Raw genomic sequence first — 16,028 nt, forward strand, 5'->3', positions numbered from 1 at the left:
CGATCCCACGATACCCAATAGAGCTGTCGGCTAGATAGTCTTGGACAACCGCGAGCTTGAATTGCTCGCTGTACTTGGTCATGAAAAAACCCCAAAAGTTGTGTCCAACTTTTGGGGGTCAGTTCACATCGGCGCCGTTTTTTTACGCGTGCAACAAGTGCAGAGGCATCAGGACTTCTTGTGCAGGATGGCCTTGTTGAACCAATCCTCGACCATGCGCTTCTCGTAGCGCAGGCGGTCGCCGTCGGTCAGGCGGTTGATGCGGTTCATGTAGTTCATGTCCGTCAGCCTTTCCTGGCCGCTGGAGATCACCTGGCCATTGCTGGTCAGGGTGTAGCGCAGGTTCATGATCGGCCAGTCGGCGCCGCCCTTCAGCACGCGCAGGTCGCGGCCGCTGCGGGTGCCCGGATATTCACGGCCCGCCAGGTCGATGTCGGTTACCTCCACCGTCAGGTCCTGCCCCGGCGGCAGCTGCTTGCCGATTTCGGCGAAGAAGGCCGCCAGGTCGTCCAGCACTTCCTTGCGTTCCCACGGCGCGAACGGCAGGTCCGAGAACTTGTCGGAATCCACATAATTGACGGTCACGCCCGCCGAGGCGGCGCCGGCACCCAGCGCGAGCAGGCCTGCAAGGGCCACCTTGCCAATCACCGATTTCATTGCTTTCCCTTTCGTCGTTTCGTACTGGTTCATGTTCCGAATATACGCCCTTTGCGCCGTCTTTCCAGTGCTCCTTTGTCGAAGTTTTGTATCCAAATGTTAGGCCCCGCACACCGGTTTTCGCCGGCTCAGCCGACAATGGCAAGGAGGAGGTCGCATCGTGCCCGAAGGACCATCGCTATATATCTTGAAGGAACTGGTTACCGACTTCACGGGCCAGGAAATCGTCCGCGCCGACGGCAACGTCCGCGCCATCGATCCGGCGCGCCTGGTCGGCCAGCGCATCGATGCGATCCACACCTGGGGCAAGCACCTGCTGATCGACACCGAGGAGATGGTGGTGCGGGTGCACTTCCTGCTGTTCGGCACCTACCGCATCAACGAAGGGCGCGAAGGAAAGACGCCGCGCCTGTCGCTCGAGACCGCGAACGGCGATGTGCTCAACCTGTACGCCTGCCAGGTCAAGGAAATCGACCGCGCTACCTATGAAGCCTACGATTTCAGCGCCGACGTCATGTCGGACGCCTGGGATCCGAAAAAGGCGCGCAAGAAGCTGCGCGCCAATCCCGAGATGCTGGCCTGCGACGCCCTGCTCGACCAGGACATCTTTTCCGGGGTCGGCAACATCATCAAGAACGAAGTGCTGTTCCGCATCCGCGTGCATCCGCTTTCGACCGTGGGCGCCCTGCCCGCTCCCAAGCTGCGCGCGCTGGTCGACGAAGCGCGTCAATACAGCTTCGATTTCCTGGAATGGAAACGGCAGTACGTGCTCAAGCAGCACTGGCTGGCCCATGCAAAGCGCATCTGCCCGCGCTGCGACATTCCCTTCAAGAAGGCGCACCTAGGCTATAGCAACCGCCGCAGCTTTTACTGCGAAAACTGCCAGAAACGCTACATTTGAGTGCGTTTGCCTCCGTTTTCCTTATCTATCTCACATAGCTTGCGGCTCTGTGACATCGTTAACCAACACTTTTAATGTTGCCTGTTGTTAAGGCATGATGGTCGTACTACAATCGATTTGACTTGCGGCTACTTTTTGCTCGATTTCTGCCGCTTGATTGTGCGACTAATCAACCCACGGTAACGGTACCCCTATGTCCTTCCTCTCCAACGCGGCGCCCAAGCTGGCTCCATGGAAAGTCTTGCTGGTCGACGACGAGCCGGATATCCATGACATCACCAAGCTGACCCTGTCCCGTTTCCGCCTCGACGGCCGTGCGCTGAGCTTCGTGCACGCCTACAGCGGCGAAGAAGCCAAGCAGGTATTGGCGCGCGAGAAGGACATCGCGCTGGTGTTCCTGGACGTGGTGATGGAAAGCGAGGACAGCGGCCTGGAAGTGGCGCGCTGGATGCGCCAGGACCTGGACAACCAGTTCACCCGCATCGTGCTGCGCACCGGCCAGCCGGGCCAGGCGCCGGAAGAACGCGTGATCGTCGACTACGACATCAACGATTACAAGGAAAAGACCGAGCTCGATCGCACCAAGCTGTTCACCACCACCTTCGCCGCGCTGCGCGCCTACCGCGACATCATGAAGGTCGAGGAAGCGCGCCGCGCGCAGCAGACCTACCGCGAAGGCCTGGAGCGCGTGATCGCAGCCTCCACCCACATCTTCCAGCAGCGGAACCTGAAAGACTTCGCCAACGGCCTGCTGCAGCAGGTGGTGGCGCTGCTGCGCCTGGAGCAGAGCATGCTGCTGCGCCTGAAGGGCGCGAGCGTGATCACGGGTGAAAGCCAGTACGAAGTGCTGGCCCAGATCGGCGAGATCGAAGGCCACGAGATCGGCCCGGAACTGGTGGCCCAGCTCGACGACGCCCGCCACAACCGCATCTCGCGCCTGCACGGCGACACCTATGTCGGCTACTTCCCGAACAGCAGCGGCAAGGCTTCGCTGCTGGTGCTGAAAGGCGTGGAAGAGATCGCGGAGATCGACGCCCAGCTGCTCGAAGTGTTCTGTTCGGGCGTGGCGATCGCCTTCGACAACATCCTGCTGACCCAGGAAATCACGGACACCCAGGCGGAACTGATCCTGCGCCTGGGCGACGTGGTGGAATCGCGTTCCAACGAAGCCGGCAACCACGTGCGCCGCATGGCCCAGGTCTGCCACCTGCTGGCCCAGGCCTCCGGCATGCCGGAAGACGAGGTCGCGACCCTGATGCACGCAGCGCCGATGCACGACGTGGGCAAGATCGCCACGCCGGACGCGGTGCTGCTCAAGCCGGGACGCCTGACCGAGGAAGAGTGGGAAATCATGAAGCAGCACCCGACCGTGGGCCTGCAGATCCTCGACGGCTCCCAGCGCCCGATCCTGAAGGCCGCCGCCGTGATCGCCCACCAGCACCACGAGAAGTTCGACGGCACCGGCTATCCGCAGGGCTTGAAAGGCGAGAACATCCACCCCTACGCCCGCATCGTGGCGGTGGCCGACGTGTTCGACGCCCTGAGCCACAAGCGCTGCTACAAGGACGCCTGGCCGGCCGAGCAGGTCACCGCCCACCTGCGCGAGGTGGCGGGGCATCACCTGGATCCGTATTACGTGGATCTGCTCATCAAGAATATGGACAAGGCGCTGGAGATCAACGAGGCCTGGCCGGACTCCGACTGATACGCCTGCGTCATCTGTACCGTAGGGTGGGCGGCTTCGCCGCCCACGCGGCGATAGTTATCGGTTGAGCAGTTGCATCGGCAGCTCTCGTGTCAGCTGACCGCGTGGGCGGGAAAACCCGCCCACCCTACTTCTTGAGCGACCGCGGGAACCGCAGCTGATACTGCAAGCCCTTCCCCGGCTCGCTCTCCGCCTTCACCGTCCCACTTAACGCCCCCGTCACCAGGTTGTGCAGGATGTGCGCTCCCAGCCCGCTGCCGCCGGTGCCGCGCTTGGTGGTAAAGAACGGATCGAACAGCTTGCCCAGCGTCTCCCGGTCCATCCCCACGCCATTGTCCGCGTAGTCGAACACCACCTGCTCGCCCTCCAGCCGGGCGCGGATCGTGATGCTGCCCGCCTGCTCGCGCTCGAAGCCGTGCAGGAGCGAATTCATGATCATGTTGGTGACGATCTGCGACACCGCGCCCGGCGAGCTGTCCAGCGCCAGGTCCTTCGGGCAGTCCACTTCGACCTTCACCTTGCGGCCCTTGAACTTCGGCTGCAGCGACAGCAGCACTTCGTTCAGGTAGCTGCACAGATTGAAGTTGCGGATGTCGCCGGATGACTGGTCCACCGCCACCTGCTTGAAGCTGCGCACCAGGCTGGCCGCACGCTGGGTGTTGGTGGTCATGATGCGCAGCGACTGGTCGACGATGTCGAGGAAGGAGTTCAGGCTGTCCTCGGTCATCTCGCCCGCCGCCAGCTCCTCACGCGTGAGTTTCAATTCCTGCACCAAGTGGCTGGTCGCGGTCACGCAGATGCCCAACGGGGTGTTGATCTCGTGGGCCACGCCCGCCACTAGGCCGCCCAGCGACGCCAGCTTCTCCTGGCGCACCAGTTCCGATTGCGCTTCCTGCAGCTGGTGCAGGGCTTCGTTCAGCGCCGCGTTCTGCGCTTCCAGCGTTTCCTTGGTCTTGCGGATCTTGCGGTCGGCCTGCATGCGTGCGATCGCCACCGCCACGTGGCTGGCCATGAAGGCCAGCAGGTCGAGGTCGGCCTTGGTGTAGACCACCGCCGGATCGTAGCTCTGCACCACCAGCACGCCGTAGGGCTGCTCGTGCACCAGCATCGGCGCGCCCATCCAGCTGGCGATTTCCTGGTTGCCGATCTGCTGCTTGACCAGGCCGTTGGCGGCCAGGTGGCGGAAGCTGGTGGCGTCGTGGAGCTGGGCCTGCTTGCTGGTCAAGACATAGGAACACATGCCCTGCCCCAGCGGGAAGCGCTTGACCGGCACCTCGGCGTCCTTCTCGTCCACGAAATACGGAATGCTGATTTCCTGCGTCTCGGGATGGTAGAGGGCGATCAGGAAGTTCCTGGCCACCATCAGTTCGCCGATGATGCGGTGCAGGCTGGTGGTCAGCGCCTCGGTGTCCAGGGCCTGGGCCGACAGGCTGGCGATCTGGTACAGCGCGTGCTGCACCTGTTCGGCGCGGCGGCGCTCGTTGACTTCCACTGCCAGCGCCGCGGTGCGTTCCTGTACCGCGCGCTCCAGCCGGTCCATGCTCTGCAGGCCTTGCAGGGCGAACGACACGTGGTGGGCGATCTGCGTGAACAGCGCCTGGTCTTCCTCGCTGTAGGTCACACCCTTCGTATAGCTCTGGATGACCATCGCGCCCAGGGCCTGGTGGTGCTGGTCGAGCAGGGGCACGCCCATCCAGTGCTCGGCGGCGCTGCCCTGGCCCCACTTCATGCCTTCGCGCTCGCGCGCGTGGAAATCGTCGGCGGTGATCATCAGCCTCTGGCGGTTCACCAGTACCCAGGCAGTGGGCGATTCTTCCGGCGCACCCAGCGTAATGCGGGTGGCGGCGCCCGGCGTCTCGTCTTCCTCGTCGACGAAGTAGACGAAACGCACCGAACCGTCTTCCTGGTCCGACAGGGCCACATAAAAGTTGGCCGCATACATGATGCGGCCCAGGGCGCGGTGCACCGCGCCGATGAATTCGGTGATGTCGCTGCAGGTGGTCGAGAGCTGCCCGATTTCGAGCAGCATCGACTGCACCGCTTCCAGCCTTGCCAGACGATCCATTACTTCCCCAAAGTAATTAAATGCATAGGGGAAATATTAACAGCTCATCCGTGGCGGCCGAAGCCTTATCTTGCAGGCTGTGGCGTCACGTTCTCACCCTGCATTTACCCACGCGGGGCGCGGAAATCGTTCTCGATCCAGGCATAGGCCGAGGCCGGGGTCAGCTTGAAACTGGCCGACACCCGCACCTTGGCCACCTGCTCGCCCATCTCGTCGGTCGCGGCCAGGATCGCGTAGGGTTCGTCGTCGTCCGGCACGACGTCGAGCGTCACCTTCAGTTCGCCATTCTCGGTCGACACGGTCGTGTTCTTGTGCAGGATGGCGTGCAGGTGCTGCTCATGGCGGCGGATCACTTCCGAAGCCGTCTTGATCAGGGTATTGAAGGCGTTGACGTCGAGCGGCTTCGGGTTTTTCTTGTCGCGGCCCATGGTCCAGGGACCGACCAGGGCCGGTTCCGGCTCGCCGTCCTTGTACATGGCGACGGCCCAGCCTTCGTCGTCTTCGTTCTTGATCACGCGCGCGGTCCAGCCGTTGCCCTGCCACAGGCGGGCTTCCTGGACGGGAGCATCCTCGGCGCCGTCGTGCTCGTGTTCGTCGTGCTCGTTCATGGTCGTGTTTCCTTATGCCTCAAAGCAGAGATCATAGAGGAAACCGGCCGCATCAAGAAGCCCGATTCGGCACGGGCGCGCGAGGTTTTTTCAGGCGTAGCGCGGACAGCGCCAATCCGGGCCGCGCGGCGGGCGCACGGGTGGGCGTACCGGAGTCGGGCGCGGGTCGACGGCAGGAGGCGGCGCCTCCCGGTTGAAGGGATTGATGATGATCGGCGGAATGGTCGGCGGCGCCGAGGGCGGGCCTTTGGGGCCGCTGTTGGCCAATGCAGGATGCAGAACGGCCAGGTGGTCCCCCAATGGTTGGTTGACAGCGTGCATAGGATCCCCCTGCTTTCAGAACAGGCTGTCAGTATAGGAAAGGATATGCCCAATGCAAGGGCAAATCGACCACCTTTGTTGCCTCCTGGTTGCAGGTTGCGGAATGCCACTTATCGCATCTGCACGCGGCCCGGCGCGCCAAACATGCAGTCTGTCGCAAAGCGATGGCTTGTCTGGCGGCCTGCGCTTACAGTTCAACCATACCGAAACAAATGCGCGCAACGAAACGCGCACAACACACCCCCTAGAAGAGAGGCCTGCCATGAAAAACTTTGCCAAGATCGTCATCCTGTTCCTGATTGCCCTGCTGCTGTGGGACCTGGCTGTCGACAGCTCGGACTTCATGAACTTCAGCATCGACGGCGAGGAAGTCGGCGGCCCGCTGGGCGCCGTGCTGGGACTGCTGTTCGCAGGCGGCGGCGTGATCATCGCGGGTGTCGTGGTGCTGGTCGTGAGCGTGGTGCTGGCCGTGGTGTTCGCCGGCGTCGGCGTGATCCTGCTCGGCACCCTGGGCGTGGCGGCCGTCGCCGTCGCCCTGGCGATCTCGCCGCTGCTGCTGCCCCTGCTGGTGCCGGTCGCGATCATCTGGTACCTGGTGGCCCGCAGCCGCAAGAGCCGCGTCGCTGCGCCTGCCGCCTGATCCCGCAACACTTCTTCCAGAACGGCCGGGACTTCCCCGGCCGTTTTCACATGTGTGGCCATGCGCAACAGGTAAAATCGGCACACGACCATTCCCGGCAGGCTCCGCAGCATGCAAGTCCCGTCCCAACCCACCGTGCGCAGCATCCGGCCGACTCCGCTGTCGCGGCTGGTAATCGTCACGGCGGGACTGATCGCGGCGCTCGGCATGGTCACCGGCGCTATGCTGTACGACAGCTACCGGGACGCGCTGCGCGAGGAACAGATTACGCTGCGCAACGTGGCGATCGCGTTTGCCGCCCAGACCGCGAGCGTGGTGCAGGCGATCGACAGCGCCGCCCGCCAGTCCGCCCACATCCTGCTGCGGCGCGACGGCGGGCCGGTCCCGGGCCTGGCCGACGGGCGCGACGGCCTGACCCACCGTTACCTGTTGCGCGTGCTGCTGTTCGAAAACGCCGGGCGCCAGTTGGGCAGCCTGCTGCCGGCCGGCGAACACCGCGCCCTGCCGCCCCTGCCCGCAGCGCCCGCGCCGGACGCGCGGCGCCACATCACCATCTCGAACATCGACCGCGCCAGCGGCCACGGCATCCTGAATTTCATCATGCCGGCGCGCGAACGCGACGGCCGCCGCATCGGCACCCTGGTGGCGCAGGTGGACTCGCAAGGCTTCGAACGCCTGTACAACCTGGTCGAACTCGGCACCGGCGGCTCGGTCACCCTGCTGCACCGCGACGGCACCATGCTGGTGCGCGGCCCGGCATTCCCGGATGGGATCGGCCGCTCCTTTGCCGACACACCCCTGTTCCGCGAGCAGCTGCCGCGCGCTGCCCGCGGCAGCTTTACGGCGATCAGCCCGATCAACGGCGTTCCCGGCCTGTACGGTTACGACACGGTGGAAGGCGCCGATCTGGTGATCATCACCGGCATGGCGCGCCACGTGGCGCTGGCCGGCTGGTACGGGCGCCTGTGGACCGCGCTCGCCTTTTATCTGCTGCTGGCGGCGGTGCTGTCGCTGCTGGCCTGGCGCGTGGCGCGCGACACCCGCCGCCAGTTCGGGCTGATCGACATGGTGTCCGCCAGCGAGGCGCGCCTGGGCAAGAGCTTCGACTACCTGGCGTCGATCGTGAATGCGGTCGGCGCGCCGATCTGGGTGCTGGACGGCGCGCGCCGCATCGTGCTGGCCAACGAGGCCTTCGCGCGCCTGGTCGGGCGAGCGCGCGAGAGCCTGCCCGGGCTGGACGAGCGCGCCGTGCTGCCCGGCGCCGAGGAACGCGAGCGCCGCTACGAGGCAGTGCTGGCGCACGGCGGCACCCTGGATGCGACCGGCACCATGCGGGACGGCAGCGGCGAGAGCCGCACCGTGATCCAGCTCACTTCGCGCCTGGCGGGAGAGGACGGCCAGGCCCACCTGGTCAACGTGCTGACCGATATCACCGAGCGCGAGCGCGCCGAGGCGCGCCTGGCCTGGCTGGCCGAGTTCGACGCCATTACCGGCCTGCCCAACCAGGCCCAGTTCTGGCGCCTGCTGGAAGCACGCATCGCTGCCTGCGCCGGCGGCGGGCGCGAACTGGCGGCGGTCGCGCTGGTGCTCGAACGCCTGCACGAGATCGTCGACCTGCTCGGCCACGATGCCGGCGACCGCGCACTGCGCCAGGTGGCAGACCTGCTGCGCGGCGCCGCGGGCGACGGCGCGGTGGCGGCGCGCATCCGCGGCGCCGAATTCGCGTTCGTGCTCGACGCCGGCGGCGGGCGCCCGGACGTGGAGCGCTTCGCCCTGCAGCTGCACGCGCTGATGTCCGCCCCGCTGCCGGTGGACGGGCACGACTTCTTCCTCGGCCCCGTACTGGGCGTGGCCCTGTTCCCGCACGATGGGCGCAATGCGGACGAACTATATCGCAGCGCCCAGGGCGCGGCCAGCGGCGCCGGGATCGAAGTCGAGGACGCGGTGCACTTCTTTTCGGCCAGCCGCCACACCGAGCTCGGTCAGCGCCTGACGCTCGAAGCCCAGTTGCGCCGGGCGCTCGAACGCGGCGAGATGCGCCTGGTGTACCAGCCCAAGGTCACGGTGTTTGGCGGGCAGGTGGTCGGCTTCGAAGCCCTGCTGCGCTGGAACAGCCCGCAACTGGGCGCGGTGTCGCCGACGCAGTTCATCCCGATCGCCGAGCGCACCGGGTTGATCATCCCGATCGGCGCCTGGGTGCTGGAACAGGCCTGCCGCCAGATGGGAGAGTGGGCCGGGCAGCTGGGCCGGCCGGTGAAGGTGGCGGTCAACCTGTCGCCGCGCCAGCTGTACCAGAAGTCCCTGCTGGAGACGGTGCGGCGCTGCCTGGCGCAGTACCGGGTCCCGCCAGGCTCCCTGGAACTCGAGATCACCGAGACCGCCCTGATGAGCCGCGAAAAGGAGGTGGACCGGCTGTTGCACGAGATCCGCGCGCTCGGGGTGGATCTCGCGATCGACGATTTCGGCACGGGTTATTCCAGCCTGGCTTACCTGAAGCGCTTCCCGGTGTCGCGCCTGAAAGTGGACAGGGCGTTCGTGCGCGACCTCGGCCGCGACGAGGACAGCGCCGCCATCGCGCTCTCGATCGTCAACCTGGCGCGCGGCCTGAAGCTGAAGGTGGTAGCCGAGGGCGTCGAGACGGAAAGCCAGCTGGCCGTGCTGCGCGAGATGGAATGCGACGAGTACCAGGGGTTCCTGTTCAGCGAACCGAGGGAAGCAGACGCAGTGCCGGCGCTGTTTGCTGGGCGTGGTTAAGAGCGCTGGGCAAGCTTTCCACGCAACTCAAAGAAATCAAACATCTTCCAGGCGACGTGCTTGGGATAGGGCACCGGTCCTCCATGCCCCCCGAGATTGTAGTTTTCTGTCGGCTTACAACCCATTCCGGACGTTCCATTGGTCGTCCGGGCGTTTCGCATGACGGACAACACTTCACAATGAACCGTACAAGTTACTCGGCGTCTGACAGAGTTAGGATTGAGGCCGGCATTTGACCGACGGGTTAGATCCGGTCGGCGACAAGATGACAAGCCGAGCATCTATGCCATTAACCGTTGAATCAAGTTGCTCCATTTCACCTGGAGCATCTGGCAAGAATAGTAGAACGGCGCTCTTGACTCCACTGATGAGCAGGTAGTGTTCCACTTGAGTGACAGCATTCGCATAATTTTGTCGCATGAGCCGCCGTTTAAGCTCGATGATGAGCCGATCCCCGCCGCGAGTAACTAATAGGTCAGCCCGGAAGTGCCTCCCTGCATCCAAAAGTGCATCGGTCTGGACGTTTAGTTCTGGCGCAGCAGAAGCGAGGAACCCGTGGAGCGCCCCAATTAATTGCGATTCCGTCACTTTATTGGACGACGCAGCGGCAGGGGGCATGTGAATCGCACAGAACTGCGTCAGCAGATCCGTCACGCGTGCCAAGAGGTCAGCATTCATTGATCGGGCCAAGCTAGCTGCTAGTTGGGCCTTTTGCGCCTCTGCCTCAGCTTGTGACCGTGTATAGGCCAGGCGCTCAGCAATCTGATCGAGAAGCAGGCACGCAAAAGCGGAAACAGAAACTATCGCGAGGAAGGCCTCACTTTCGTCGAAATCAAGCTTGTAATCGTGGGCCGACGGGTTCCGCCACTCTGTACGATATATCGTCAGTTGACTTAAAACTCGACTACGAAATATGTTGTTCTGTTCGAGGTAGTTCTCGATGTCGTACGGGCGCTTCTTCGCAGGGTCTTGGCCGGCGAGTACACGGTATGCCTCCTTGACACTGCCCTCGAACGCTTGATTCGTTCGATAGATAGCGTCAGTAAACGCTGTGTCGTCATCACTTTCCTGCCCGCGAGAAAGATGGCGAAAAGCTGTCTCAATGTGCAACAGAACCGCCTTCAATCCGGGGATATAGTCCCCTTCTTCTAGGACGACAATCTTTTTTCTTAGTGTATCTACAAGGTCCATGAATTTGGATCTAATGATTAGTGGACGTCCTATTTGACGCAAAAGTATCCGGCGAGGCTGTGCTTTCGATCCTTGCAGCGCTCACTTTTTCTCTTAGTCTCAAATGATTGCGTGGCACAAGCGGAAACAACCCGCTCACCTTGCCAATATGAATGTCCCGCCTCATCAGAGGTGCTTTTCTGGCCGATCTAGGCCTTTAGGCGCACGATAGCAGGTTGCCATCGAGGAATACTCTCCAACTATCACGATAGGCAGTTCCCGACTCAAAGCGGCCACTGCTGACGTTCAAGCCGATGTGCTCCTGTGCTATTGTATTGACCAGACGCTACCGGCAAAGAACAACAGCTGGGAGTCCCCATTAGTGCATGCGAACAAGGAAGAAGGGCTTTGGTCAATGGCAGACGCGTATCATTATCCACCGGACCTTTTTGATCTTTTGGTCGATGCTCTAGCAAAGTTAAATAAAGCAAAAAAGGGGGTGGCGCTGTTCCTGCGAGGCGCCGGCGTTGACGAAGCTGACCTTGCGGAGGTTGAACGCATAGTTCGAACAACGCCGGATGCAATTAGCAAATTTGAGATCGCCCGCAATGTTCTAAAGAAGGTCAACGAACGTGGTGATAGTGGGATTTTCGCTCGCCGAGAGATTATTAAGCGTATCGTCGAATTCGAAGATTTCTCGCTTTGCTGGCCTGAAGACCAACTGAAGGCGCGCGGGCTTGTTGCTGCTATCCGAGAAGCAGTCAACAAAAAAGACTCTTTTACTCGAATGAAGCAGGAACGTGATGCTGAGCGAGAACAGCTTCAGGCGGGCAGACTTGCTGAGCGAGCATCAGTATTGGAGAAACGGGCGAGGATCGAAGGGGTGGCATCGAGACTGGCAGCGCTATTTGGTATGAACGATAACCCCCAGGAACGGGGGAAGTTACTTGAGGGGGTTCTTAATGATCTGTTTCGCGCTTATGGCATCCATGTCATGGAGGACTTCCGGCGTAGAGCTCTCGACACAGCGGTTGTTGTTGAGCAACTCGACGGGGTAATTGAAATTGACGGCGCCATCTACATTGTTGAAATGAAATGGCTCAACTCGCCTGTTGGCACAAACGAATTCTTCCCTCATCTTAGTCGCCTGTTCTTAAGGGCAGACGCACGCGGAATCTTTATCTCGTCGGCGGGTTTCACAGAGCCGGTGGTCAAGGAATGCGCGACTGCACTCACGCAGAAGACGATGGTTCTCTGCTCCTTGCACGAAATTGTCATGCTGCTGCAGCGCCAAGATGACTTGATCGAATTCCTCAAGAAGAAGTCACGCGCAGCCATTATTGAAAAGAATCCCTATCTTCAGGTACTTTCCTAAAACGAGGTAATGATGCAGCACCTCCTGCTCTGGGCGCCGGTTAGAAATGCAGCAAATTTAACCGGGCTGTTCGTATCCCAAGTTCGATAAATGAGGTTGTCCAACGTCCGCTTTTGGCCGATAGCTGACGTGCAAATAACAAAGTGTACCGCTTTGCCGCTGTAATGGCAGAGGTGACTTATCAGGGATTCCAAGCCTTCTCGCGCGGTGCGTGAACGGCCATCAGCTCAATCACCCAGTCGATGAACACGCGCAGCCCCTTGCTCAGGTAACGGTTCGGCGCATAGGCCACGTAGAGCGGCATCGGGTCGATCTCCCAATCCGCGAACAGGCGCACCAGGGCGCCGCTGGCGACGTGGTCGCGCGCCATGTAGTCCGGCAGCCAGAGCGCGCCCAGGCCGGACAGGCCCGCCGTCAGGTAGGCATTGCCGTCGTCGATCGTCAGGATCGAGCGGCCCGCGATCTTGACGCTCTCCCCTTCCCGATGCATGGCATAGGGCAGCCCGTTGGTCCAGCGGTAGCGCACGATGCGGTGGCGCGGGTCCTGCAGCTCCAGCGGATGCACAGGCAAGCCGGCCTGCGCCAGGTAGGCAGGCGCCGCATACACGCCCAATTGCAGGTCGCCGACATGGCGTGCCACCAGGGAGCCGTCCGTAATCTCGCCGCCGCGTACGACGCAGTCGACCCGATCCCCGATCAGGTCGACCTTGCGGTCGCTCGCGCCCAGGTCGAACGCGATGTCCGGATAGCGTGCGTGGAAATCAGGCAGGGCCGGCACCAGGATCATGTTGGCAAAGGGGCTGGGCACGTCCACGCGCAGCAGGCCGCGCGGCGCCGGCGAGGAACCAGGCAGGTTGTTCTCGATATCGTCGAGATCGGCCAGCAGGCGCACCACGCGCTCGTAATAGGCGGCGCCGTCGACCGTCACGCTGACCTTGCGCGTGGTGCGGTTGAGCAGCCGCAGGCGCAGATGGGCTTCCAGCTGCTGCACCAGCTGGGTGATGCTGGTGCGGCTCATGCCCAGGGTCTCGGCCGCCCTGGTGAAACTGCCCGCCTCCACCACCCGCACGAACGCCCGCATACCGTCGAACCTGTCCACTATCTGCTCCCTCCTGAATTATCCGGATTATACAAATAGTGCTGTAACGATTCTCCTGTTTATCGCAACAAAGCGCCGCGCTAGAGTAGCGGCATTCACCACCAAGGAGTTGAGCATGCAAGTTCGTGACGTCGTGTTTCCCGCGGGCCGCCAGGCCCTGTATGAAAAGAACCGCTATTCGCCAGCCGTGCGCTCCGGCGGCTTCCTGTTCGTGTCCGGCCAGGTCGGCAGCCGGGAGGATGGCTCGCCCGAGCCCGAGCTGGATACGCAAGTGCGGCGCGCCTTCGAGAACCTGAATGCAGTGCTGGCGGCGGCCGACTGCAGTTTCGCCGACGTGGTCGACGTGACGGTCTTCATTGTCGATCCCGAGTCGAAGTTCGAACGCATCTGGAGCGTGGCGCAGGAATACTGGGGCGAGGCGCCCTACCCCAACGTGACGGCGGTCGGCGTGACCTGGCTGTACGGCTTCCAGTTCGAGATCAAGGTGGTGGCGAAGCTGCCGGCCACGGCCTGACGCCCTTAGTCATCCGGCGATAGATCATCACTGGCGCGGTCATCCTCGCGCAGGTCGTTGCTGCCGAAGCCGAGATCCTGGACATGGTCGACGGGATGCGACCTGACCGGGGGCAGGTCCTTGCGCGCCATGTACAGCACCACCCAGGCGCCGGCGACGGGAAGCAGCAGGACCAGCGCCAGCTGGATCCCGCGCTGGCCGGCGTCGTAGAACGGTGATCTGAACAACTTCCATGCGGCCCAGGCGTCGAGCAGCAGCACCGCGGCGCAGAGAGCGAGCAGGACCGACATCGCGCTCACCAGACACAGGTGTTACGCAGCACACGCATCTCGAATCCGCGTTCGTAGTTCGACACCATGTAGCCGCAGCCATAGGTCTTGACGAAGATACGCAGCCGGTAAGGCCTGCCACGCAGGGTGAGTGTGTGGTCGAGCCATCCCTGGAAATAGGGATCTGTTATGCGGCAACTTTCAAGGACCCCGTCGCTTCGCGACTCGTGCCAGACGCGCCGGGACGGGTCGGTGTACAAGTTCAGCTGGACGGGATGACGGTCGATGAGCAGGTCCAGGCGCTGTTCGGTCAGCCGCAAGCGCGCGAGCATGACGACAAGGACGACGGTCATCATGAGCAGGACGACGATGTCCTGGTTCCACAGTTTCTGCAGCCAGATGCCGGCGACCAGAACGCCGAGCAAACGCAGCCACTTGATCCAGCCCTTCCATTGACCGTCCGGCTCGCCCGTACTCACATTGCTCATGCCCGCCTTTATCGCCAAGATCCGAGGCAGTTTAGAACGTAAATATCCACACGGCAATACATCCCGCATATTCAGGAAGGTGAGGATTGGCGCACTTTCAGCAGGCTTTCTTTGGCATCATGGGAGCTACCCCAAAGGTTCAAGGTGCCACGTCATGAAATGCTTCGCACGTTCCCTGCTGCTATCCCTTTTTGTCTTCACTGCCGCGGCCCCGGCCATGGCCTGCGCCGTCCTGTCGCCCGAACAGGTCGCCCAGAAGCGCAAGGAAGGGCTGGAAACGATGAAGAAGGACGTGCGCGCGCTGATGGACGAGGCCGACCAGGTCTTTATCGGCTACCTGGGCAAACTGACGTTTCGCGTGGAAACGCGCGAGCCCGAGGCGCGCTTTCCCAACATCGTGCACGTGAACCAGGCCCGCTTCCGCAACATCCAGCAGATCAAGGGAACGTACAAGGACGAGCAGCCGCTCGAATTCGTCACCAGCCAGACCAGGGTCGTGATCGGCTGCGGACCCAGCGACATTCGGGACAGCAACCCTGGCGACCATGGCGCCGGCGAGTATTTCCTCGTCTACGCCAAGGACGGCAAGATCCTCAGGACCAGCCTCCTGCCCCACGCCCCGGTCGGCCTGATGGACGGCCAGCAGGAAGCGGACTTCCTGCGCACCGCCCAGTAAAGTTTCAGGTGCCCTTGTTCGCCACGTACTGCTCGTAGCCACGCGCCCGCAGCGCGCAGGCCGGGCAAGTGCCGCAGCCGTGGCCCCAAGGATGGGCGGCGCCGCGTTCGCCCAGGTAGCAGGTGTGGGTGTCGAAGCGGATCAGGTCCACCAGCGCCGCGCCGCCGCAATCCTCGGCCAGCTGCCAGGTCTGGGACTTATCGATCCACATCAGCGGCGTCTCGACCTTCAGGCGCGTCGCCATGCCGAGGTTCAGCGCCACCTGCAGCGCCTTCATGGTGTCGTCGCGGCAGTCCGGGTAGCCGGAGAAATCGGTCTCGCACATGCCGCCCACCAGCACGTTCAGGCCGCGGCGGTAGGCCACGGTGGCGGCCACCGTCATGAACAGCAGGTTACGTCCCGGTACAAAAGTATTCGGCAAGCCGTTTTCCTGCATCGCGATGGCCACGTTGCTGGTCAGGGCCGTATCCGAGATCTTCGAGATCAGGCCGAGGTCAATCATGTGGTCCTCGCCCAGGCGCGCATCCCACTCCGGGTTCAGGGCGCGCATCTTTGCCAGCAGCGTCGGGCGCACCTCCAGTTCGATGGCATGGCGCTGGCCGTAGTCGAAGCCGATCGTCTCCACGCGCGCATAGCGCTGCAGCGCCCACGCGAGGCAAGTGGTGGAATCCTGGCCGCCGCTGAAGAGGACGAGCGCGGTGTCATTCGTTTGCATGATCGGAAGTCGTTAGGGAAGAAACGGCGAATTCTGGCATAAAACAAGGCTACACGTACACTGTCCGCCCC

The 16,028-nt window shown here is 62.6% G+C and carries 16 protein-coding genes; 7 read left to right on the forward strand and 9 right to left on the reverse strand.

The annotated features are described in order from the left end of the window. Window positions 1–168 precede the first annotated feature (168 nt). The gene (locus LK542_RS19020) at window positions 169–657 is read right to left on the reverse strand and encodes a DUF3016 domain-containing protein (RefSeq protein WP_227813156.1); all 489 of its coding nucleotides are present in this window, start codon (window positions 655–657) and stop codon (window positions 169–171) included. Window positions 658–817: 160 nt separating this feature from the next. Between LK542_RS19020 and LK542_RS19025 the strand changes: the two genes are divergently transcribed. Together LK542_RS19025 and LK542_RS19030 are read left to right on the forward strand one after the other, a co-directional pair. Next, a complete protein-coding gene (locus tag LK542_RS19025) occupies window positions 818–1,558 on the forward strand; it encodes a DNA-formamidopyrimidine glycosylase family protein (protein WP_227813157.1) in 741 nt (246 codons plus the stop codon). A 193-nt stretch (window positions 1,559–1,751) separates the two neighbouring features. Beyond that, window positions 1,752–3,263 (forward strand): HD domain-containing phosphohydrolase, encoded by a 1,512-nt coding sequence (locus LK542_RS19030; protein ID WP_227813158.1) that lies wholly within the window; start codon window positions 1,752–1,754, stop codon window positions 3,261–3,263. Window positions 3,264–3,390: 127 nt separating this feature from the next. Here LK542_RS19030 and LK542_RS19035 read toward each other — a convergent pair whose 3' ends face one another. From LK542_RS19035 to LK542_RS19045, 3 genes are all read right to left on the reverse strand, one after another. Beyond that, window positions 3,391–5,328, reverse strand: a complete 1,938-nt coding sequence (locus tag LK542_RS19035; RefSeq protein WP_227813159.1) for a GAF domain-containing sensor histidine kinase — start codon at window positions 5,326–5,328, stop codon at window positions 3,391–3,393. 104 nt (window positions 5,329–5,432) lie between these two features. After that, window positions 5,433–5,936 (reverse strand): hypothetical protein, encoded by a 504-nt coding sequence (locus LK542_RS19040; RefSeq protein WP_227813160.1) that lies wholly within the window; start codon window positions 5,934–5,936, stop codon window positions 5,433–5,435. Between the two features lie 90 nt (window positions 5,937–6,026). Then, window positions 6,027–6,257: a hypothetical protein gene (locus LK542_RS19045; protein WP_227802836.1), complete on the reverse strand. Its 231-nt coding sequence runs from the start codon at window positions 6,255–6,257 to the stop codon at window positions 6,027–6,029. Between the two features lie 262 nt (window positions 6,258–6,519). Here LK542_RS19045 and LK542_RS19050 point away from each other — a divergent pair, with 262 nt between their 5' ends. Together LK542_RS19050 and LK542_RS19055 are read left to right on the forward strand one after the other, a co-directional pair. Next, complete coding sequence (locus LK542_RS19050; protein ID WP_227802835.1) at window positions 6,520–6,897, forward strand: hypothetical protein; 378 nt, start codon at window positions 6,520–6,522, stop codon at window positions 6,895–6,897. Window positions 6,898–7,008: 111 nt separating this feature from the next. Beyond that, window positions 7,009–9,651 (forward strand): bifunctional diguanylate cyclase/phosphodiesterase, encoded by a 2,643-nt coding sequence (locus LK542_RS19055; RefSeq protein ID WP_227813161.1) that lies wholly within the window; start codon window positions 7,009–7,011, stop codon window positions 9,649–9,651. Between the two features lie 213 nt (window positions 9,652–9,864). Here the strand turns inward: LK542_RS19055 and LK542_RS19060 are convergent, their stop codons facing one another. Continuing rightward, on the reverse strand, window positions 9,865–10,842 hold the full coding sequence (locus LK542_RS19060; RefSeq protein WP_227813162.1) for a hypothetical protein: 978 nt from the start codon (window positions 10,840–10,842) through the stop codon (window positions 9,865–9,867). 361 nt (window positions 10,843–11,203) lie between these two features. Between LK542_RS19060 and LK542_RS19065 the strand changes: the two genes are divergently transcribed. Next, entirely contained in the window at window positions 11,204–12,196 is a 993-nt protein-coding gene (locus LK542_RS19065; protein WP_227813163.1) for a restriction endonuclease, read from the forward strand. Window positions 12,197–12,377: 181 nt separating this feature from the next. Here the strand turns inward: LK542_RS19065 and LK542_RS19070 are convergent, their stop codons facing one another. Continuing rightward, a complete protein-coding gene (locus tag LK542_RS19070) occupies window positions 12,378–13,295 on the reverse strand; it encodes a LysR substrate-binding domain-containing protein (RefSeq protein WP_227813164.1) in 918 nt (305 codons plus the stop codon). Between the two features lie 115 nt (window positions 13,296–13,410). Between LK542_RS19070 and LK542_RS19075 the strand changes: the two genes are divergently transcribed. Further along, on the forward strand, window positions 13,411–13,809 hold the full coding sequence (locus tag LK542_RS19075; RefSeq protein WP_227813165.1) for a RidA family protein: 399 nt from the start codon (window positions 13,411–13,413) through the stop codon (window positions 13,807–13,809). A 5-nt stretch (window positions 13,810–13,814) separates the two neighbouring features. On the opposite strand, the gene LK542_RS19080 is transcribed toward LK542_RS19075, so the two are convergent. After that, window positions 13,815–14,099 carry a hypothetical protein gene (locus LK542_RS19080; RefSeq protein ID WP_227813166.1) on the reverse strand — a complete coding sequence of 95 codons (285 nt, stop codon included), beginning with the start codon at window positions 14,097–14,099 and terminating at the stop codon, window positions 13,815–13,817. Between the two features lie 5 nt (window positions 14,100–14,104). Beyond that, window positions 14,105–14,566: a hypothetical protein gene (locus LK542_RS19085; RefSeq protein ID WP_227813167.1), complete on the reverse strand. Its 462-nt coding sequence runs from the start codon at window positions 14,564–14,566 to the stop codon at window positions 14,105–14,107. 154 nt (window positions 14,567–14,720) lie between these two features. On the opposite strand from LK542_RS19085, the gene LK542_RS19090 reads away from it, so the two are divergent. Then, complete coding sequence (locus tag LK542_RS19090; RefSeq protein ID WP_227813168.1) at window positions 14,721–15,242, forward strand: hypothetical protein; 522 nt, start codon at window positions 14,721–14,723, stop codon at window positions 15,240–15,242. A gap of 4 nt (window positions 15,243–15,246) precedes the next feature. Here the strand turns inward: LK542_RS19090 and queC are convergent, their stop codons facing one another. Further along, window positions 15,247–15,957: a 7-cyano-7-deazaguanine synthase QueC gene (gene queC / locus LK542_RS19095; protein ID WP_227802828.1), complete on the reverse strand. Its 711-nt coding sequence runs from the start codon at window positions 15,955–15,957 to the stop codon at window positions 15,247–15,249. Between the last annotated feature and the right edge of the window lie 71 nt (window positions 15,958–16,028).

Source organism: Massilia sp. IC2-477, from assembly GCF_020707265.1.
GTDB lineage: Bacteria > Pseudomonadota > Gammaproteobacteria > Burkholderiales > Burkholderiaceae_D > Telluria.

Coding starts and splice junctions, on each gene's coding strand:
- LK542_RS19020 (WP_227813156.1), bottom strand. CDS start 657: ATGAAATCGGTGATTGGCAAGGTGGCCCTTGCAGGCCTGCTCGCGCTG.
- LK542_RS19030 (WP_227813158.1), top strand. CDS start 1,752: ATGTCCTTCCTCTCCAACGCGGCGCCCAAGCTGGCTCCATGGAAAGTC.
- LK542_RS19035 (WP_227813159.1), bottom strand. CDS start 5,328: ATGGATCGTCTGGCAAGGCTGGAAGCGGTGCAGTCGATGCTGCTCGAA.
- LK542_RS19040 (WP_227813160.1), bottom strand. CDS start 5,936: ATGAACGAGCACGACGAACACGAGCACGACGGCGCCGAGGATGCTCCC.
- LK542_RS19045 (WP_227802836.1), bottom strand. CDS start 6,257: ATGCACGCTGTCAACCAACCATTGGGGGACCACCTGGCCGTTCTGCAT.
- LK542_RS19050 (WP_227802835.1), top strand. CDS start 6,520: ATGAAAAACTTTGCCAAGATCGTCATCCTGTTCCTGATTGCCCTGCTG.
- LK542_RS19055 (WP_227813161.1), top strand. CDS start 7,009: ATGCAAGTCCCGTCCCAACCCACCGTGCGCAGCATCCGGCCGACTCCG.
- LK542_RS19060 (WP_227813162.1), bottom strand. CDS start 10,842: ATGGACCTTGTAGATACACTAAGAAAAAAGATTGTCGTCCTAGAAGAA.
- LK542_RS19075 (WP_227813165.1), top strand. CDS start 13,411: ATGCAAGTTCGTGACGTCGTGTTTCCCGCGGGCCGCCAGGCCCTGTAT.
- LK542_RS19080 (WP_227813166.1), bottom strand. CDS start 14,099: ATGTCGGTCCTGCTCGCTCTCTGCGCCGCGGTGCTGCTGCTCGACGCC.
- LK542_RS19085 (WP_227813167.1), bottom strand. CDS start 14,566: ATGAGCAATGTGAGTACGGGCGAGCCGGACGGTCAATGGAAGGGCTGG.
- LK542_RS19090 (WP_227813168.1), top strand. CDS start 14,721: ATGAAATGCTTCGCACGTTCCCTGCTGCTATCCCTTTTTGTCTTCACT.
- queC (WP_227802828.1), bottom strand. CDS start 15,957: ATGCAAACGAATGACACCGCGCTCGTCCTCTTCAGCGGCGGCCAGGAT.